The sequence below is a fragment of the Clostridium gasigenes genome (assembly GCF_900104115.1).
Lineage (GTDB): Bacteria > Bacillota > Clostridia > Clostridiales > Clostridiaceae > Clostridium > Clostridium gasigenes.
On the sequence record NZ_FNJM01000003.1, the window covers coordinates 154,083 to 173,661 of the forward strand.

General features: G+C 28.5%; 20 protein-coding genes. All 20 read right to left on the reverse strand.

What is annotated here, in order from left to right:
* Positions 1–7: 7 nt before the first annotated feature.
* Positions 8–832: a phosphate ABC transporter permease PstA gene (gene pstA, locus BLS77_RS08130; protein ID WP_089967979.1), complete on the reverse strand. Its 825-nt coding sequence runs from the start codon at positions 830–832 to the stop codon at positions 8–10.
* 2 nt (positions 833–834) lie between these two features.
* On the reverse strand, positions 835–1,725 hold the full coding sequence (gene pstC, locus BLS77_RS08135) for a phosphate ABC transporter permease subunit PstC (protein WP_089967981.1): 891 nt from the start codon (positions 1,723–1,725) through the stop codon (positions 835–837).
* Between the two features lie 127 nt (positions 1,726–1,852).
* Positions 1,853–2,686, reverse strand: coding sequence for a phosphate ABC transporter substrate-binding protein (locus BLS77_RS08140; protein WP_089967984.1), 834 nt, complete (start codon positions 2,684–2,686; stop codon positions 1,853–1,855).
* Between the two features lie 258 nt (positions 2,687–2,944).
* Positions 2,945–3,787: a phosphate ABC transporter substrate-binding protein gene (locus tag BLS77_RS08145; RefSeq protein ID WP_089967986.1), complete on the reverse strand. Its 843-nt coding sequence runs from the start codon at positions 3,785–3,787 to the stop codon at positions 2,945–2,947.
* A gap of 260 nt (positions 3,788–4,047) precedes the next feature.
* Positions 4,048–5,733 carry a sensor histidine kinase gene (locus tag BLS77_RS08150; RefSeq protein WP_089967989.1) on the reverse strand — a complete coding sequence of 562 codons (1,686 nt, stop codon included), beginning with the start codon at positions 5,731–5,733 and terminating at the stop codon, positions 4,048–4,050.
* Entirely contained in the window at positions 5,734–6,435 is a 702-nt protein-coding gene (locus BLS77_RS08155) for a response regulator transcription factor (RefSeq protein WP_089967992.1), read from the reverse strand.
* Positions 6,436–6,455: 20 nt separating this feature from the next.
* The gene (gene pgeF, locus BLS77_RS08160; protein WP_089967995.1) at positions 6,456–7,193 is read right to left on the reverse strand and encodes a peptidoglycan editing factor PgeF; all 738 of its coding nucleotides are present in this window, start codon (positions 7,191–7,193) and stop codon (positions 6,456–6,458) included.
* 226 nt (positions 7,194–7,419) lie between these two features.
* Positions 7,420–7,878, reverse strand: a complete 459-nt coding sequence (nrdR, locus tag BLS77_RS08165; RefSeq protein ID WP_089967998.1) for a transcriptional regulator NrdR — start codon at positions 7,876–7,878, stop codon at positions 7,420–7,422.
* A 150-nt stretch (positions 7,879–8,028) separates the two neighbouring features.
* Positions 8,029–8,349, reverse strand: coding sequence for a YlmC/YmxH family sporulation protein (locus tag BLS77_RS20305; protein ID WP_089968001.1), 321 nt, complete (start codon positions 8,347–8,349; stop codon positions 8,029–8,031).
* Between the two features lie 224 nt (positions 8,350–8,573).
* The gene (sigG, locus tag BLS77_RS08175) at positions 8,574–9,347 is read right to left on the reverse strand and encodes an RNA polymerase sporulation sigma factor SigG (protein WP_089968004.1); all 774 of its coding nucleotides are present in this window, start codon (positions 9,345–9,347) and stop codon (positions 8,574–8,576) included.
* A gap of 81 nt (positions 9,348–9,428) precedes the next feature.
* Positions 9,429–10,136 carry an RNA polymerase sporulation sigma factor SigE gene (gene sigE / locus BLS77_RS08180; RefSeq protein ID WP_089968007.1) on the reverse strand — a complete coding sequence of 236 codons (708 nt, stop codon included), beginning with the start codon at positions 10,134–10,136 and terminating at the stop codon, positions 9,429–9,431.
* Between the two features lie 9 nt (positions 10,137–10,145).
* On the reverse strand, positions 10,146–10,943 hold the full coding sequence (locus BLS77_RS08185) for a sigma-E processing peptidase SpoIIGA (protein ID WP_089968011.1): 798 nt from the start codon (positions 10,941–10,943) through the stop codon (positions 10,146–10,148).
* A gap of 336 nt (positions 10,944–11,279) precedes the next feature.
* Positions 11,280–12,407, reverse strand: a complete 1,128-nt coding sequence (ftsZ, locus tag BLS77_RS08190; protein ID WP_089968015.1) for a cell division protein FtsZ — start codon at positions 12,405–12,407, stop codon at positions 11,280–11,282.
* 68 nt (positions 12,408–12,475) lie between these two features.
* Positions 12,476–12,604, reverse strand: coding sequence for a hypothetical protein (locus BLS77_RS20555; protein WP_278336654.1), 129 nt, complete (start codon positions 12,602–12,604; stop codon positions 12,476–12,478).
* Positions 12,605–13,237: 633 nt separating this feature from the next.
* Positions 13,238–14,293 (reverse strand): type IV pilus twitching motility protein PilT, encoded by a 1,056-nt coding sequence (locus BLS77_RS08200; RefSeq protein WP_089968019.1) that lies wholly within the window; start codon positions 14,291–14,293, stop codon positions 13,238–13,240.
* Between the two features lie 99 nt (positions 14,294–14,392).
* Positions 14,393–15,088, reverse strand: coding sequence for an RNA polymerase sporulation sigma factor SigK (gene sigK / locus BLS77_RS08205; RefSeq protein WP_089968022.1), 696 nt, complete (start codon positions 15,086–15,088; stop codon positions 14,393–14,395).
* Between the two features lie 280 nt (positions 15,089–15,368).
* Positions 15,369–17,000, reverse strand: coding sequence for a penicillin-binding transpeptidase domain-containing protein (locus BLS77_RS08210; protein ID WP_341423436.1), 1,632 nt, complete (start codon positions 16,998–17,000; stop codon positions 15,369–15,371).
* Positions 17,001–17,045: 45 nt separating this feature from the next.
* Positions 17,046–17,663 carry a uridine kinase gene (gene udk, locus BLS77_RS08215; RefSeq protein WP_089968025.1) on the reverse strand — a complete coding sequence of 206 codons (618 nt, stop codon included), beginning with the start codon at positions 17,661–17,663 and terminating at the stop codon, positions 17,046–17,048.
* 21 nt (positions 17,664–17,684) lie between these two features.
* Positions 17,685–18,920, reverse strand: a complete 1,236-nt coding sequence (locus tag BLS77_RS08220; protein ID WP_089968028.1) for a peptidase U32 family protein — start codon at positions 18,918–18,920, stop codon at positions 17,685–17,687.
* 6 nt (positions 18,921–18,926) lie between these two features.
* Positions 18,927–19,571, reverse strand: coding sequence for an O-methyltransferase (locus BLS77_RS08225; protein WP_089968031.1), 645 nt, complete (start codon positions 19,569–19,571; stop codon positions 18,927–18,929).
* Between the last annotated feature and the right edge of the window lie 8 nt (positions 19,572–19,579).

The window sequence follows — 19,579 nt, forward strand, 5'->3', positions numbered from 1 at the left end:
CTTAACATTAGTAATTAGCCTTACTAAACTTTTTAGCAATTAACTTAGCTATAGTATTTAAAACTAATATTATTACTATTAATACTATTCCTACTGCTGCCGCTTGTTCTATATCTCCTGCTTCCTTAGTTACTAAATAAGATTGCACTGTAAGTGTTCTAGCACTAGACATAATTCCTTTTGGCATTTTTGCAACTGTACCAGCTGTTAAAAGTATTGCTGCTGACTCCCCAACTACACGTCCTATAGAAAGAATTATTCCAGATAAAACACCAGGTAGTGCACTTGGCACAATAACTTTATATAAAGTTTGAAACCTTGTTGCTCCAAGGCCTAAAGATGCTTCTCTATAAGCATCTGGAACTGATTTTAAAGATTCCTCAGTAGTACGTATAATAACTGGTAAAATAATTATAGCAACTGTCAAAGACCCTGCTAAAATTGAATATCCAAGTTTTAATGTTACTACAAAAAATATAGATCCAAACAATCCATATACTATTGAAGGTATCCCCGCTAAGCTTTCTGTAGCAAATCTTATTAATTTAACAATTATTCCTTGCTTTGCATATTCACGAAGATATATAGCTGCTAATATTCCTATTGGAGTTGCAATCCCTACTGCTAATATTACAGTATAGATAGTTGTTACTATCATTGGAAATATTCCACCGCTCCCACTAGGTGAATAGTTTGCTGTTAAAAATTTAAATGTTATTAATTTGCATCCTTTTATAAATATGAATGAAAGAATAGCTACAAGGGCTATTACCGTAATAATTGCAGACATCCATACTAATGACTTTAATATATTTTCTTTGAACTTCCTCATAATTACATACCTTCCTTGCTCGAAAGTTTACTTAACACTAGATTTAATACTAATATGAATAGAAATAATACTACACCTGTAGCAAATAACATTTCTTGATGAGTTCCAAATGCATATCCCATCTCTAATGCTATATTAGTAGTTAAAGGTCTTACCCCATCAAATATAGAATTCGCTATAATTGGCGAGTTTCCTGCAACAAGTATTATTGCCATTGTTTCTCCTATTGCTCTACCAACTCCAAGTACTACAGCTGCTAGAATTCCTGATTTAGCCGCTGGAATTACAACCTTAAAAGTTGTTTCTATATGAGATGCACCAAGTGCTAAAGAACCTTCTTTATAAGCTTTTGGAACTGATCTAATTGCAGTTTCTGCTACAGTAATTATTGTTGGCAACATCATAATAGATAATACTATAATTACTGCAAACAAGCTTTGTCCCATTGGTTGATTAAAAGTTTTTTGTATCCAAGGAACTATAATAGCGAGTCCAAATACTCCATATAAAACAGAGGGTATTCCCGCTAACAATTCAACTGCAGTTGATATTATTTTGCCAACACTTTTAGGTGCTATTTCTGCAATAAAAACTGCTGTTAATATACCTATTGGAACTCCTACAACTAGGGATCCTACCGTGCCAAATACTGATGCTAAAATCATAGGCAATATTCCATATTTATCAGCACTAGGAACCCATTTTGTACCAAACAAAAATTCTTTAAATGAGTACCCCTTACTAATAAAAGGTGTTAATCCTTTATAAAATACAAACCCTATTATCAGGAGCAAACTAATTACTGCAATTAATGCACTTATTAAAAATACAGCATGCGATATATTTTCTATTATATATTTTCTATTATTTTTTTTTTCATTCGCAATTATCATACCAAATACCTCCTAGAGCATACTACATAAATTAAAAAAATTATAATATAGATAATCTTTTTAAAAGACTAGTCAATTTATATATTCCATGCCTTATTATTTTTCAAACGCCTTAACTTCTGCTATGTTACTTAATAGTTATAAGCTTATTATCAGAAACTATTTTTTGACCTTCATCGCTTAATATATAATCTATTATTTTTTTGCTATTTTCTGTTTCACTTGAAGTTTTAGTTGTTAGTATAAATGGTCTTGCTAATTTATATTGACCATTTTTAACAAGATCAGCTTCTGGTTTTACTCCCCCAAGATTTAATGCTCCTACTTTATCATCTAAGTATTCAAACGAAGCAAACCCAATTGCGTTTTCATTACCAGCAACAGTAGTCTTTATACTTCCTGATCCATCTGAAATTGTTGCTGATACTACTAAGTCTTCTGATTTATATCCAATTATTTCTTCGAAAGCAGTTCTAGTTCCTGATCCCTCTTCTCTAGATACTACAACTATAGGTAAATCTGCTCCTCCATTTATTTCTTTCCAATTAGTTATTTTCCCAGTATATATACCTTTAACCTCTTCTAATGTTATTTCTTTAACTGGATTGTTTTTATGTGTTATTAAAGCTATTCCATCATATGCTATTATTGTGCCTGTAACTTCTGCTTTCTCTTCTGCTTTTAAGTCTCTGGAAGCCATACCAATTTGTGAAACTCCATTTATTGTATCTTTAATCCCAGCTGATGAACCAACTTGGTTAATCTCTATTGATGTATTTTCATTTTCGCTCTCATATTGAGCTGCTATTTTTTCCATTAATGGCCCCACTGAGGTAGATCCTGATATAGAAATTGTATTTCCTTCTGCATTTTCCTTATTATTTGAACATCCTACAAATAATACCCCAATCATCGATACTAATATTGCACTAATAAATAATTTTGAACCTCTATTCAACATATTCTTCCTCCAATATTTCTTTATTACTATGGTATTTATATTATCTTTCCAAAGTTAAGAAAATATTATTCTAATGTTAAGAAATATTATAATTTTGTTAAGAAAACTTAACATTAGGGACTTAAAAAAAATAACAATTCAAAAATTTTTACTTGTTATTTTTTCGGAATATTTTTTCCCTCTTATAAAAAAATAAGATACCTAGTCTATTAAAAACTAGATACCCCATAAAAAAACTATATATTAATTACTTATTTATTACTCCAACGTTATAAGCTTATTATCTGCAACTATTTTTTGACCTTCTTTACTTAATATATAATCAATTAACTTTTTACTATTCTCTGATTGGCTTGAAGTTTTAGTTACTAATATAAATGGTCTTGATAATTTATATTCACCACTCTTAACAAACTTCGCTTCAGGTTTTACCCCTCCAAGATTTAATGCTCCTATTGTATCATCTAAGTATTCAAACGAAGCAAACCCAATTGCATTTTCATTGCCGGCAACAGTAGTTTTTATGCTTCCTGATCCATCTGAAATTGTTGCTGATGATACTAGTTCTTCTGATTTATATTTAACTATTTCCTCAAAAGCAGATCTAGTTCCTGACCCCTCTTCTCTAGATACTACAACTATGGGAGCATCTTTCCCTCCAATTTCTTTCCAATTAGTTATTTTCCCAGTATATATGCCTTTAACTTGTTCTAATGTTATTTCTTTAACTGTATTGTTTTTATGAGTTATTAAAGCTATTCCATCGTATGCTATTGTTGTTGCTGTTACATCTTTCTTTTCTTCATCTTTTAATTCTCTTGAAGACATACCGATTTCTGAAACACCATTTATTGTATCCTTAATCCCTGCTGATGAACCAACTTGATTAATTTCTATTGTTGTATTTACATTTTCACTTTCATATTGTTCTGATATCTTTTCCATTAATGGTCCTACCGAAGTAGATCCTGATACAGAAATTTTAGTTTCCTCTGTTTTTCCTTCTGTCTTTACTTTACTACCTGAACACCCTACGAATACCCCACCAATCATTAACACTACTATTGAACTAGCAACTAATTTAAAACCTTTATTCAACATATTTCTTCCTCCCACATTTCTTATTTTTTTCATATATCTCATGTGCTTATATTAGCTTTCCAAAGTTAAGTAAATATTATTTTAGTGTTAACAAACATTAGAATTTTGTTAATAAAACTTAACATTACCACTTATAAAAAAAATAGGGTAACCAGTCTATTAAAAACTAGATACCCTAATTAAAATTCATACTAACTATCTACACATAAGGCATCCTCGAAAAATAACTAGTAAATATGCTAATCTATTTTTTCAAATCCTTAATATATCTTTTTTATTTTAACTGTAAATTTTGTTCCAAATCCAACATTAGAATCTACATATATTTCTCCATTAAATATTTTAACTATATGTTTTACAATAGCAAGACCTAGACCAGTTCCACCCTTAGCTCTTGATTTATCTACTCTATAAAATCTTTCAAATATTCTTGGCAAATCTTCTTTTGGTATTCCAAAACCATTATCTGCTACTTCTATATATATATAATCATTAACATTATAGCTTTTTACTAGCACATTGCTTTCTTCACCTGAATATTTTATAGCATTTTCAACTAGATTAAGTATTAGTTGAAAAAATTTATCTCTATCTCCAACTAATAATCCTTTGTAATTATTTAAAATTTCTATTTTTGTATTTTTAAGTACAGCTTGACCTGATACCATGTTAATTGCCTCTGTTATAACTTCATTTGGATCAAACTCAACTTCTAATACATTATTATTGTTCTCAATATTTGATAAAACTAATATATCATTTATTAATCTTGTAAGCCTATCAGCTTCCTTATCAATAATGTCTAAAAATTTATTTTTAGTTTCATCTTCCTTAACATACTTTAAAGTTTCTGCAAACCCTTTTATAGAAGTTAATGGTGTTCTTAATTCATGGGATACATTAGCAACAAATTGACTTCTCATATTTTCAAGCCTTTTAATATCTGTAATATCTTGAACCGCAATTACAGTTCCTATAGGCAATTTAATACTATTTATTATTGGTGCCTTTTTTATCCTAAGTTCCCTTTCAAAAGGATGTAGTATTTTAACTTCCACAGTTTCTATTTCCGGTGTATCTTTTATAAATTTTATCAAATCATAATCTATAATGTATTCACCTATATTTTTGCCTATTATATTTTTATTTAATCCAAAGACTCTTTTAGCATATGGATTTATAAGCATAATTTTTTCTTGCTTATCTATTGCAATAACTCCACTCTCCATACTTTCTAATATTGATTCTAACTTATTTTGTTTATCTAAAGAATCACTTATTCTAACTTGAAGCTGATCCGCCATATTATTGAAAGTATGTGCAAGTGATCCAACCTCATCATTAGTATGAATTTTAGCTCTTCTATTAAAGTCACCATTTGCAATTTTCGCTGTCGCTGTTTCTAGTTCTTTTATTGGATAAATAATTGCTCTTACTAATTTTAATGATAACCCTAATGATAATAAAAGCACTAAGATAATAACTAAAATATAATATTTAAAATATCTCAAAGAGAGCACCTTTACTGTAGATAGCGGAACTGCGCTTCTTATAATTATATCGTCATCTAACTTATTTGCATAGTAAACTAAATTTACTCCTTCTGTTTTACTAAATCTAGTTATACTTGCCTCATCTTTTTTAATTGCTTCAATTATTTCTTCTCTATCGAAATGATTCTCTAAGTCCTTGTTGCTACTATCAAACTTTACATTACCATTCTTATCTATCAAGGTAAACCTAACTCTAACATTATTTATTTTAAAATTCTCCAAATTTTTTTCAGTAAAATTTGGATTTAAAATCATTATTTTATTATAAGAAGATAGTAAACTTTTTGTTTTTTCTATTTCATTAACATTAACCAAAGCTACAAATGAACTTGTTAGTATTAATAATGCAAATAAAACTGTTATTATATTAAATACTATTATTCTCTTTTTCATTTAATATTCATTCGGGTTAAATCTATAACCTACTCCTCTTATAGTTTCTATAAATTTAGGATTCTTATCATCTTCTTCAATTTTTTTTCTAATATATCTTATATGAACATCTACAGTTCTGGTTTCACCTATATACTCATATCCCCACACTTTATCAAGAAGGGTATCTCTAGTTAATATTTTCCCTCTATTCTTAATTAAAATATCTAAAAGTTCGTATTCTTTTAATGTTAAATCTACTTTACTATCACTAATTAACACTTCTCTTCTTTCAAAATTAACCTTCAAATTACCTGCAACAAATATATCGTTTTCTTCTTTTACTGTTCCAACTCTTCTAAGTACTGCTTTTACTCTAGCCAATAATTCCCTAACTGAAAAAGGTTTTGTTATATAATCATCAGCACCGAGCTCTAACCCTAGTATTTTATCAAGTTCTTCTCCTTTAGCAGTTAGCATAATAATAGATGTATTTTTAAGTTCTTTATTTCCTCTTATTTCTTTACACACATCAAAACCATCTAATCCAGGAATCATTAAATCCAAAAGAATTAATCTTGGTTTTTCTTCTTTTGCTATTTTAACAGCATCTAATCCATTACTAGCTGTCACTACTTTATATCCTGCCAAACTAAGGTTATAGCTAATTAATTCAACAATATGCCCTTCATCATCTACTACTAATATTTTTTCTTGAGCCATTATTATTCCCCCCTATCTATTTATTTTATATATACAAATGAAAATAATCGTCCATATATTCCATTTGTTGACCTGTATGAATATAACTTTATGCTTTTTTCGCAATGAGTACATAAATCTAAAGAAAATATATTATTTTCTTTTATTCCTGAAGTCCTTAGATCATTTAATATGAATTCTTCCATACTAAGATTTCTTCCTTTAAATAATTTGCCCTCTTCTACGCTCGTATTCTTAATGAATTTTTCTTTTAATTCTTCTGAAACCTCATAACAACATTGTCTTATATGTGGTCCTATATATACTTTTGTATTAGAAATATTTATTTTATATTCTTCCTTCATTTTATTAATAGTATTTACTACTATTGAATTAAAAGTTCCTTTCCATCCACTATGTACCGCAGCCACTACTTTTTTCTCTTCATTCACTATAATTATAGGAACACAATCTGCTGTAAAAACCCCTACTGCAACATTTTTTTCTACTGTAATTATCGCATCTCCCTCTTCATCTTTTATGTTTTTATAATATTTATTATATATATAAGCCTTATCACTATGTATCTGTTGTAAATACTTAACACTATCAACTTTAAAATCATCTCTTATACTTTCTAAATTTACTACTCCAAGCTCATTATGTCTATTAAAACTTCTATCCATTTCAGCTGTTGAAAATACAATTTTAATACCTTCTAAATCTATTTCAAGAAAATCCTTATTTACTTTTAAACTATTAGCTTTAATTTTTTTCATTTTTCACCTCTTGTATTCTTATAATGTATTTTAACATTATATCAATATTTTTTCTATTTTATCATAACATCTTAACTTTATTTAACATAATTTTAACTTTAGGCAATCGAAAAAACAATATAAATATTTAACTACAAATAAAAAAAGAAATCCTAAAATAAATTAGGATTTCTTTTATAAATGTTTTGAAAATAATTAATTTATAAACTAGTTGTTTTTAGATAACTTATTTATTTTTTTCAACTAAATTTTTAATTTCTTCTAAAAATGTATTAATATCTTTAAATTGTCTATAAACAGATGCAAATCTCACATATGATATTTCATCTATTTCCTTTAATCTATCCATTACCATTTCACCAATGCATCCTGTTTCAACTTCTGTTAACATTTTATTAGATATTGTTTTTTCAATATCCTCTGCTATATTTTCAATTTGTTTTCTTGATACAGGTCTTTTTTGACAAGCAATTATTAAGCCATTAACAACTTTTTCTCTATTAAATATTTCCCTTGTTAAATCTCTTTTAACAACTAAAATTGGTATATCTTCTACTTTTTCGTAAGTGGTATATCTTTTCCCACAATTTAAACATTCTCTTCTTCTTCTTATTGTAGTATTATCATCAGTTGATCTAGAATCTACTACTTTACTCTCCTCAAATGAACAAAAAGGGCATTTCATATTTTTCACGCCTTTCTCTCAGACCCTTGAAAAAAAATAACAGATTAGCAAATTGCTCTATTATTTTTTGAAAGTGCCTTATAGTTAATTTTATCCTTATATTATCATTATACAATTTAAAATACAATTTATCTATATATAATTGAAATTCTATTTGGAAGTATCAACTAAAATAACATCCATTCCAGCTTTTATAACTTTTCCCCAAGGAATTTCAATATCCTCTTCTTTGTTAAACCAATTTTTACCTGCCGATGGTATTATAATAGAAACTATTTTACTCTCTTCAATATCTATTACTAATTCTTGTACAAATCCAAGCTTACATCCAGTTCTAATATCTATTATTTCCATGGATCTTATTGCATTTAATGAGTGTAATATTATATCATTTTCTAAATTCTCTTCTAAAATATTATTTTCTAAAGCTATACTATTATCCGTATTTCCATCATTAAATTTAGTGTACATATTAATCTACCCCCTTTCATTTCCATTAATTTTCTTTTTAAATATGCTCAGAGTCTTTGACTTACTATTTTCTTTCAGTTCTCTTACCCTTATAAGTATATGCATGTCCTACACAAAATATTTTATAATACATTTGAAAATAAATAACAAGACAACGTACTATGTATATTGTCTTGTTATTTATTCCCATGTTCCTAAATATAAAGGAGCTCAAACGAGCTCCTTTATACATGCTTCTTCATATGTTTTAGTGCAGTCTTCTCCAACCTTGATACTTGTGCCTGAGATATACCTATTTCGTCTGCTACTTCCATTTGTGTTCTTCCATTAAAAAATCTTAATGTTAAAATTAATTTTTCTCTATCATTTAATTTTTTCATAGCTTCTTTTATTGAAATATCCTCAAGCCAACTCTCATCTGTATTTTTCGAATCACTTATTTGATCCATTACATAAATTGCATCTCCACCGTCGTGGTATATTGGTTCAAATAATGATACTGGATCTTGAATTGCATCTAATGCAAATACTACATCTTCTCTTGGCAAATTTAATTCTTTTGCTATTTGTGATACTGTAGGTTCCTTGTTATTCTCCTTAACAAGCCTATCTCTAACTAATAATGCCTTATAGGCAATATCTCTTAAAGATCTACTTACTCTTATAGCATTATTATCTCTTAAGTATCTTCTAATCTCGCCTATAATCATAGGTACTGCATAAGTTGAAAATCTAACATTTTGACCTAAATCAAAATTATCAATAGATTTCATTAACCCTATGCATCCAACTTGAAATAGGTCATCAACATTTTCTCCTCTATTATTAAATCTTTGAATTACACTTAAAACTAACCTTAAATTACCATTAATAAATGTTTCTCTTGCATTTGGGTCTCCTGCTCTCATACTAAGAAGTAGTTTTCTTTTTTCTTTTTCTTTTATTACTGGTAATTTTGAAGTGTTTACTCCACATATTTCTACTTTATTAATGATCAAAATCATCAACCCCTTCGGAAGTAATAACATACTGCATTAAACATTATTTCCGAGAGGGTTTGCTTTTATACTAAAGACAACCTAAATCATTTTATTGATTTCTTTTTTTAATCTACTTATTATCTTTTTTTCTAATCTTGAAATATATGATTGTGATATACCAAGCATGTCAGCTACTTCCTTCTGCGTATTTTCTTTAGTTCCATTTAACCCAAAACGTAATTTAACAATTTCTTTTTCTCTATCATTTAAATGTTTAAGGGCTAAAAATAATAATTGCTTATCAACTTCATCTTCAATTAAATTGTAAACCGTATCATTTTCTGTTCCTAATATATCAGATAATAATAATTCATTTCCATCCCAATCAATATTTAGTGGTTCATAAAAAGAAATTTCTGCCTTTACTTTACTATTTCTTCTCAAATACATAAGTATTTCATTTTCTATACATCTTGAGCCATAGGTTGCTAATTTAATTTTCTTTTCTGGATTAAAAGTGTTTACCGCTTTTATTAGCCCAATAGTTCCAACAGAAATTAAATCTTCCACACATACACCAGTATTCTCAAATTTTCTTGCAATATATACTACTAGCCTTAAGTTCCTTTCTATAAGAATATCTCTTATAGTTTCATCTCCTTTCATTAGTCTTTCAACTAATTCCTCTTCTTCTTCCTTTTTTAATGGTGGTGGAAGAGAATCGTTTCCCCCTACGTAATGTACTTTAGATTTAAAAATATTTAATTTTTCTAAAATTCTATTTATTAAAATATATAGTCTTAACATATTGCCCTCCTAAATTATCCCTCTTGATAATAGCGCATTAAAATCATTTTCTTTACTTAATTTATTAGTGCAACTACATATAATTGCATCAACGGTTCTCCAATCTTCATCTTGACTTTTTATTCTTATTTTTTCTCCTTTAAATCCTTTTATTTTTCCACTGTCTCCAATGGTACTATAGGAAATATTAAAATATTCCTTTTCTGGAAGTTGTACTTCATTCAAGTAACCATCTTCTACAATAATACAAGGTAGGTTGGTTACCGGCTCCCTTAGATCATTACCCGTATCTAAAAATCCCTTTATATAAAATATATTTTTATTAACTGATATTTCTATATCATATATTAGGCTTTTTACAATAATTCTCCCTCTTAAATATTCATAAGCCCTAACTATAACTATGTATAGTATCATTATAGATATTAATATATATTTTATTGAATAGTTATTCATCTCAAATTTTTGCATAATCCCATATTTATTTTGCATTAATGCAAAGCTAAAACATACCCCGCAAAGTGTAAATGAGAGAATAAAAAAACATCCTACACATTTTAATATATTACTAATTTTTCTTTTTTCTATTGCAATAATTATCATTAATACTGCAACCAATATTTTCGCAATAAAACTTGTCCCCAAAGGCCATTCTAAGAATAAAGCTAATGTATATATAGATCCTAATATAGCCGATAAATATATCCTCTTCTTATAACTAAATCTTAATAATTTAAATGTTAATAATAGCAAAAATAAATTAACCACAAAATTTTCAAATAATAATACATCAATATATACAACCATACCCCCTCCTCCTCTATAATTAAATTATAAACTCTTATACCTTAAAATTTTGTCATAATAACTAACCAAAAAATATATTTTCCTCCCTTATTTTTTACAATTATTTACACTTATTTCTTTTAATAAGACTTATTTTTTCCCAAATAAAATAAGACAAGGATTAATAGCTATTAATCCTTGTCTTTACTTACATATGAGATATTTTAAAAACCACCAGTCTATTTTATAACATACTTTATCTATGGAATCCACCTATAAACCTACTCTTAGAGTTTTCATTTTTTAGTAATTCACTGGAATATATATGTTATCTTGACTATTTTTTATATTAATATACTATTTTCTTGTTCTTAAAAAACTCGGTATATTAACACTCTCTGTGTCAAACTCTAATAATGGATCAGCTTTTGGCATTTCTTGTATTACAGGTTCTTCTGCAACTACATTATTAGCTTTTCCAGAAAATCTCTTTGTTTCAACTACTGGTTTAGCTTGAGGAACTTTATTTTCATCCTCTTCAAAACCTGTGGCTATTACAGTTATTCTAATTTCATCATTTAAAGTTTCATCAATAACAGCTCCAAAGATTATATTAGCATCTGGATCTGCTGATTCTCGTACAATATCTGCAGCCTCAAATACCTCTATAGCACCTAAATCAACCCCACCTGTAAAGTTAATAATAACTCCTGTAGCACCATCTATTGATGTTTCTAACAATGGTGATGATATTGCTTGCCTTACAGCATCTTGAGCCTTATTATCCCCAGTACCATAACCTACACCCATATGAGCTAAGCCTTTATTTAACATAACTGTTTCTATATCAGCAAAATCGGCATTAACTACCCCTGGAATAGTTATTAAATCTGATATAGCTTGTACTCCTTGTCTTAAAACATCATCTGCTAATCTGAATGAATCAAGAAGTGTTGTCTTCTTATCAGCCATTAATAATAATCTATGATTTGGAATAATTACCAATGTATCTACAGCTTGCATTAAGTTTTCTATACCCATTTCAGCATGCGTCATTCTTCTTTTACCTTCAAATGGGAAGGGTTTAGTTACAACACCGACTGTTAAAATATTCATTGATTTTGCTATTTGAGCTACAATAGGAGCTGCTCCAGTTCCTGTTCCGCCACCCATACCTGCCGTTATGAATACCATATTTGCGCCCTTTATAGATTCTGCAATTTCTTCTCTACTTTCTTCTGCTGCTTTTTTACCTATTTCTGGATTAGCTCCGGCTCCTAACCCTTTAGTTAATTTTTCTCCAATTTGAATCTTAATATTAGCATGAGATAACATTAAAGCTTGTTTATCAGTATTAACAACTATAAACTCAACATTTTTCAAACCTTCTGTAATCATTCTATTAACGGCATTTCCACCACCGCCACCACAACCAACAACTTTAATATTGGTTAATTCTTGCATATCCACTTCAAAATCTAACAAAACAATTCCTCCCTCAGAAAATATCTAGTAGTATTTTTTCACCTTAGTTAAAAGATTAATTTCATCTATTATTTTTCACTTCTTTTTATTTCTTCTTTATTGTTGTATACGTTACATTTATACTCATATACTAATTTTAACTCATTATATACATTCTTAACAATAGCTAATAAGTTAAATAATGAAGAATTTTGCATTTACATTAGTTCTTTTGTAAAATAATTATATTCTTCACATATATTAAATTTGGTATGTTCATTAATATACTTTTTTAAAATCATACCACTATTAAATAAAATTATACTACTAATTCTATAAAAATAGCCAGTATTTTTTGAATTAATTTTAATAAAATTTAATATTTCTTTCATTTTATCATTTACTAATAAATAAAACAACTATTTATCTACAATACATGTCCCTATTTTTAATTTTTTTTCTCTACTATTGTCACTATAGATAGTTTTGTAGTTAGATTTTAGTATTTTTTTAACTTATCTACTTGAATAATTGTAATAAATTTAATATCACTTTTTTATTTCAATACATTTGAATTTAGTATAAAGAATTATATATTAATGTATTCCACATATATTCCGAATTTCCTCCATAAATTTTTATGTATTTACAAAAAAATAAATAAGGCACCTTAAAAAAATACCAAACCAATGTGCAATGTATATTTTATACTAGAACTAATCCATACAAGTTACTGATAGTTGTTCTATCAATAACTTATATCAACAAAGAACGATACAAAATAGACTAGCATATTAACTAGTTATTTTAAAAAGATGCCTAACTACATAAATTATAGTTATTTAAATTTATTATAACATCATAATTCTCTTAATAGTTTCCCTATCCACTGAATATGTTAATGCTGTTTCAATTGTAATAATTCCTTTTTTATATAATTCAGCAAGAGCCATATCCATAGTTTTCATTCCATACTTATTACCCGTTTGAATTGCAGACTCAATTTGATGTGTTTTACCTTCTCTTATTAAGTTTTGAATTCCAGGTGTAGTAACCATTGTTTCTAATGAAGCAACTCTACCTTTTCCATCTGCAGTTTCAACTAACTGTTGCGAAACTACACCTTGAAGAACAGCTGCTAATTGAACTCTAATTTGCTGTTGCTGATGTGGTGGAAATACATCAATTATTCTATCTATAGTTTTAGCTGCTCCTATTGTATGTAATGTAGAAAATACTAAATGCCCAGTTTCAGCGGCAGTAATAGCAATTGATATTGTTTCTAAATCTCTCATTTCTCCTACAAGAATAACATCTGGATCTTCTCTTAGAATTGCTCTTAAAGCATTTTGATAGCTTTTACTATCTTTACCGATCTCTCTTTGATTTATAATACACTTATTGTGTTTATGCAAATATTCTATAGGATCCTCAAGCGTAATAATATGAGCTTCTCTAGTAGCGTTAATTTCATTAATCATAGCTGCTAAAGTTGTGCTCTTACCACTTCCAGTAGGTCCAGTAACTAAAACTAATCCTCTTTGCTTTTTAACTAAGTCCTTTATTACAGGTGGATGATTTAATTCGTCTACCGTTGGAATTTTTAATGCAATTACTCTTATAGCTATAGCATCACTATTTCTTTGTTTAAATATATTAACTCTAAATCTACCTATTTTTTGCATAGAATATGAGGTATCTATTTCCCCTATTTGTAGATATCTTTCAAACTTGCTTCCTAATATTTCTCTGGCAAATGCTTCAATCTCTTCTGGAGCTAACTTATCCACACCTAATTTAATTAATCTGCCATTACTTCTTATTGTTGGTGGGATTCCAACAGTCAAATGTAAATCTGAAGCACCTACTTCTATTGTTTTACTCAATAATTCTTTTAAAAAATACATTATTTCCTCCTAAAATTCAGTTCTATTCTTGCTTATATTCTATAAAACTGTTTGCAATCCTTTTTTATTAAATATATTTTTTAATAAAAGTATATTTTTCTAATTATTATATAATTCTTTCTTTAATTTTTTCAACGCTTTTTTCTCTATTCTAGATACATAAGATCTTGAAATACCTAATATAACAGCTATTTCTCTTTGTGTTTTACACCTGCCATCTATAAGTCCATATCTCATTTTTAATATTTCACCTTCTCTTTCACTTAAAGATATACATATTTTACTATATAATGCCTTTATTTGAAGATTACTTTCAACCTTTTCTAGCACAGAATCTTTTTCACTACTTAAAACATCAATTAAACATATTTCATTGCCCTCCTTATCAACTCCAATTGGATCTTGAAGGTAAACTTCACCCTTTTGCTTTTTATTGTTTCTAAACAACATTAAAATTTCATTTTCAATACATCTAGATGCATAGGTGGCAAGTCTTGTTCCTTTAAGAGAATCAAAAGAATCTATAGCTTTAATAAGTCCTACCGTTCCTATAGATATTAACTCATCTATATCCTTATTCGGAAACGAATATTTTTTCACAATATGTGCAACTAATCTAAGATTCCTCTCTATTAGTACACTTTTTGCCTCTTTATCACCTTCCCTTAAGAGTGTTAAATAATGTGCCTCCTCCTTCTCATCTAAAGGTTTTGGAAATGTATTAGTACCTGATATGTATCCCGTTAATAATATAGAATTACAAATCAGTTCTATTATATTTGATATAATAAACATAGAAAGCCCTCCTACTAATGCTTATTATATAATATGGCTTAATATAAAAATATTGCTTGTACACAAAAAATAAACTTCTAATTTAGATTATTTAATTAGAAGTTTATTGAATTATTAATGTTTTGTATTTTCTAGTTCACTATAAAATATATATGATATATTGACTTGCTATTTTTTTCAAATGTCTAAGGGAGCTTCAAAAATAACTAGTCATATTCTGATCTATTTTCTTTTAACTCCCTAATACACTTATAATATTATTTTTAGTTAATTCCCTATTTTATTTTGATGTAAGTTCCGTTACTATATCTCTAAATATTGGAGCTCCTGTATTTCCTCCCCCAAGTTCTCTTCCATCTGGATGATTAGTTCCTATATTTGGTGCTATAACAACAATACTATACTTCTTTTCATCTTTAACAAAATAGCCTGCAAACCAGCCATGATCAGCTCTATCTTTCCCTGTTGATGTTCCAGTTTTCCCACCAATTTCTACACCCTTGACCTTAGCCTCAAATCCTGACCCTTCCCAAATTACTTTTCCTAAAGTTTCTTGAGTTATTTTAGCAGTAGTTTGGCTAAACACTCTAACTGGCTCATTTTTGAATTTCTTAACTGGTTTACCATCCTTATTAAGAATTTCTTCTACTAGTGTTTGCTTCACATATACTCCATCATTTGCAATTGTATTATAAACACCTGCCATTTGAAGTGGTGTAACCATTATTGTTTGACCTATAGAAATATTATTAATTCCTGCTTCTTTAGGAGGTTTTATTCCTGCAGCTTCATTTCTATTTTCTCCTTGTATATTTAGCACTCTATTAAATAATCCCATCTTTTCTGAATATTCCATAATTTTTTCATACCCAGCCAATCCTCCTACTTTTGCAGTAACGTCATTACAAGATATTTTTATTGCATCCTCTACAGATAGGTTACCGTGACCATAAGGTTTTCCATCTTTGCTACATATTTGACCCGTACAACCAAATACATCTTGAGTATGTATTAATCCTAAATCTAAAGCTACTGCTTCTGTAACAACTTTAAAAATAGATCCGGGCTCAAATCCCAGAGCTTCAACACCTATATTAACATTAGCCTGACTATCATCCTTTTGAGCCATAACTCTTATTTTACCTGTTTCAGCTTCGGATATTACTACACCTACATTTTTTAAAAAATCATAATCTTTTCTTTTTAAAACTTCTTTAACTTTATTTTGCCATTCATTATTAATTGTTAGTTTTAAATTTTTATTTTCATTGTTTGTATCTAAACTGCCATCACTATAAACAGCCTTATCATCCAAATAAAATTTAGATTGTGGTATTAAATTTTCTCCTAAGTATTTATTTAATTCAGCTTCTAAAGATCCTTCAACTACATCACCATTTTCACCTATTTCAGATAATAAATTACCTATTTCCCAAGCTTCTTTCCTTTCTATTTTATCGTATACATACGTATATATACCTTTTACATTAGATAATTTATTTACTTTTTCAAAAGTTTCTTTACTAATTTTGTAATAATGTTTTCCAACTTCATTCATTATTCCGGTGTAATTAAAATCTTTATCTTCAGATTTCATAATAAAATTTAATGCCATTAAATCCTGTAATGTTTCTTCATAATTATTAAGTTTAAATGGCTCTGTATCTAATACCATTACATATTCCTTATTATACGCGAGCATATTTTCACCATTTGTATCTAAAATATTATACTTCATCTGTGCAATATTCTCTGTTTGATGATTTTGCATTCTTCCTACAACCATTTCTGAAGGATGTACTTGTAAAAAATATAACCTTACAGATAGACATAATAATACTACTGCAAATATACCCATTATATACTTTATCCTATTAAATTTCTTTTTTTCTTTTTCAAACAAAAAAAGCACCTCCCTAGGCTTAATTATCGCCTATGGAGGTGCTTTTTATTCAAATTATTTTAATATATCTTTAATTTTGCTAGCTAATATATCTATAGCTACTTTATTTTGTCCACCTTCTGGAACTATTATATCTGCATGTCTTTTTGTTGGCTCTATAAATTGCATATGCATAGGTCTTACCACTGTAAGGTATTGCTGAATAACTGAATCAACAGTTCTTCCTCTCTCATCTATATCTCGGACTAACCTTCTAAGTATTCTTATATCTGCATCTGTATCAACATATACTTTTATATCTAAAAGTTTTCTAATTCTCTCATCTTCTAATACTAATATACCTTCAACTATTATTATTCTTTTTGGATTAACAGTAACAGTTTCTTTTGATCTGTTATGCTTTTCAAAATCATAAATTGGTTTTTCTATACCTTCACCTTTAATTAAAGCTTTTAAATGTTCTATCATTAAATCATTATCAAAAGCTCTAGGATGATCATAATTAGTTTTAACTCTTTCTTCAATTGTTAAATGACTTTGATCTTTATAGTACATATCTTGTTGTATCATAGCAATACATTCATGGGAAAAGCTTGAGTATATTTCATCAGCTATTGTACTCTTACCCGACCCAGTCCCACCAGCAATTCCGATTAAAACAGCATTATTCATTTAAGCTCCTCCTAAGTTATCTTATAGCTCCAAACCTTTTTTACATTTAACTAACATATCTTTTTCTTTTAATGGTGTCTCCACTTTAGCCTTAAATATCATGTGTGCTCTATTTGCAACAGTTGCAGGCACTTTCTTTTCAACATCAAACATTTCTTCAAGTTTAACATTGAAATTTGGTGTATGGGCTCTCAAAACATCTAACTCATCACCATCATAAACCCTATTCTTTTGCAAAATAGTAGCTATTTTAGTTTCGTCATCATAAGATTGAACCACTCCAACTATTTCGTAATCTCTAACATACGATGAAACATCATATGTTTGTTCTCCACTTTTTCCCATAAAGAACCCTGTATGATATTTTCTATGGCTTATTCTTGATAAAGTATCTAACCACTCTTCTTTAAATTCATAATTTTCAGGGTCAGCCATGTACGAATCTACAGCTTCTCTATATGCTTTTACTACTGAAGCTACATAAAATTCGCTTTTCATTCTTCCTTCTATTTTAAATGAATATATCCCGCTTTTCATTAACTCTGGTATATGTTTTATCATACAAAGATCTTTAGAGTTCATTATATATGTTCCCTTATCATCTTCTACTACTGGATAATATTCTCCTGGCCTTGTTTCCTCAACTAAATAATACTTATATCTACAAGCATTTGAACATATCCCCTTATTTGCATCTCTTCCTAACATATAGTTTGAAATTAAACATCTACCTGAATAAGCTATACACATAGATCCATGTACAAAAGCTTCTAATTCACATTCTTCTGGTAAGTTTTCTTTAATTACGTTAATTTCATTAAATGTTAGTTCTCTAGCTAAAACAATTCTCTTAATTCCTTGTTCATGCCAAAATTTTGCAGCTTTCCAGTTTACAGTATTAGCTTGAGTACTTAAATGTATTTCTAAATTCGGAGCCACTTCTTTTGCTGCAACTATAATAGCTGGATCTGCTACAATTATAGCATCTATTCCCAGTTCCACTAAAGATAGAATATACTCTTCTACTCCCTTTAAATCAAAATTTCTTGGAAATACATTCATTGTTACATAAAGTTTTTTCCCTCTATCGTGACAATACTTAACACCTTCAGCCATTTCATCATTTGTAAAATTATCTGAAAAAGCCCTTAGGTTTAACTTTCCACCACCTATATATACAGCATCTGCTCCAAAATCAATTGCAATTTTTAATTTCTCTAGACTTCCTGCTGGCGCTAAAATTTCTGGTTTTATCATTTTAAATTACCTCCTTTTAGTCACTGCAATTCCATCCCCCATGGGTATTACAGATGTAATTAAATCTTCATCACTTGATACAAGATCTAAATATGTTTTCATTCTTTTTACTATAGTTATCTTCCTTCTTTTTACCAATTCTTTTGATGCAACCATTCCCCTAAATAGTACATTATCAGCTATTATAATTCCATCCTTTTCAAGCAATCTTAAACAATGTGGTAAAAAATGATTGTAATGACCTTTACCAGCATCCATAAAAATTAAATCATAAGGTTCTTCAAGTTCAGCCAATATTTCTAAGCAATCACCTTGTTTAATTATAATTTTATCTTGTAACCCTAATTTTCCAAGGTTCTCTTTAGCATATTTTATCATATTTTCATCACGTTCAATAGTAGTAATATGTGGTTTTGTGCCTGCTGCTTCATACATTAACGTAGCAGAATATCCAATAGCTGTACCTAATTCTAAAATTCTCATAGGTTTTTTCATATTTACCATAAACTCTAAAAATTTTGCGGTTTCCTTTTGAACTATTGGAACTGCATTCTCTTTTGCAAATTCTTCTAATGTTTTAAGGGGACCTTGGCTATCTGGTATTAATCCTCTTATATATTCTTCCATATAATCATGGGTTATTCCACTCATATTCTCCC

Excerpts from the sequence above, each read along its gene's own strand:
- pstA (WP_089967979.1), bottom strand. The coding sequence starts at position 832 with ATGAGGAAGTTCAAAGAAAATATATTAAAGTCATTAGTATGGATGTCT.
- pstC (WP_089967981.1), bottom strand. The coding sequence starts at position 1,725 with ATGATAATTGCGAATGAAAAAAAAAATAATAGAAAATATATAATAGAA.
- BLS77_RS08140 (WP_089967984.1), bottom strand. The coding sequence starts at position 2,686 with ATGTTGAATAGAGGTTCAAAATTATTTATTAGTGCAATATTAGTATCG.
- BLS77_RS08145 (WP_089967986.1), bottom strand. The coding sequence starts at position 3,787 with ATGTTGAATAAAGGTTTTAAATTAGTTGCTAGTTCAATAGTAGTGTTA.
- BLS77_RS08150 (WP_089967989.1), bottom strand. The coding sequence starts at position 5,733 with ATGAAAAAGAGAATAATAGTATTTAATATAATAACAGTTTTATTTGCA.
- BLS77_RS08155 (WP_089967992.1), bottom strand. The coding sequence starts at position 6,435 with ATGGCTCAAGAAAAAATATTAGTAGTAGATGATGAAGGGCATATTGTT.
- pgeF (WP_089967995.1), bottom strand. The coding sequence starts at position 7,193 with ATGAAAAAAATTAAAGCTAATAGTTTAAAAGTAAATAAGGATTTTCTT.
- nrdR (WP_089967998.1), bottom strand. The coding sequence starts at position 7,878 with ATGAAATGCCCTTTTTGTTCATTTGAGGAGAGTAAAGTAGTAGATTCT.
- BLS77_RS20305 (WP_089968001.1), bottom strand. The coding sequence starts at position 8,349 with ATGTACACTAAATTTAATGATGGAAATACGGATAATAGTATAGCTTTA.
- sigE (WP_089968007.1), bottom strand. The coding sequence starts at position 10,136 with ATGTTAAGACTATATATTTTAATAAATAGAATTTTAGAAAAATTAAAT.
- BLS77_RS08185 (WP_089968011.1), bottom strand. The coding sequence starts at position 10,943 with ATGGTTGTATATATTGATGTATTATTATTTGAAAATTTTGTGGTTAAT.
- BLS77_RS20555 (WP_278336654.1), bottom strand. The coding sequence starts at position 12,604 with ATGCAAAATTCTTCATTATTTAACTTATTAGCTATTGTTAAGAATGTA.
- BLS77_RS08200 (WP_089968019.1), bottom strand. The coding sequence starts at position 14,293 with ATGTATTTTTTAAAAGAATTATTGAGTAAAACAATAGAAGTAGGTGCT.
- sigK (WP_089968022.1), bottom strand. The coding sequence starts at position 15,088 with ATGTTTATTATATCAAATATAATAGAACTGATTTGTAATTCTATATTA.
- udk (WP_089968025.1), bottom strand. The coding sequence starts at position 17,663 with ATGAATAATGCTGTTTTAATCGGAATTGCTGGTGGGACTGGGTCGGGT.
- BLS77_RS08220 (WP_089968028.1), bottom strand. The coding sequence starts at position 18,920 with ATGATAAAACCAGAAATTTTAGCGCCAGCAGGAAGTCTAGAGAAATTA.
- BLS77_RS08225 (WP_089968031.1), bottom strand. The coding sequence starts at position 19,571 with ATGAGTGGAATAACCCATGATTATATGGAAGAATATATAAGAGGATTA.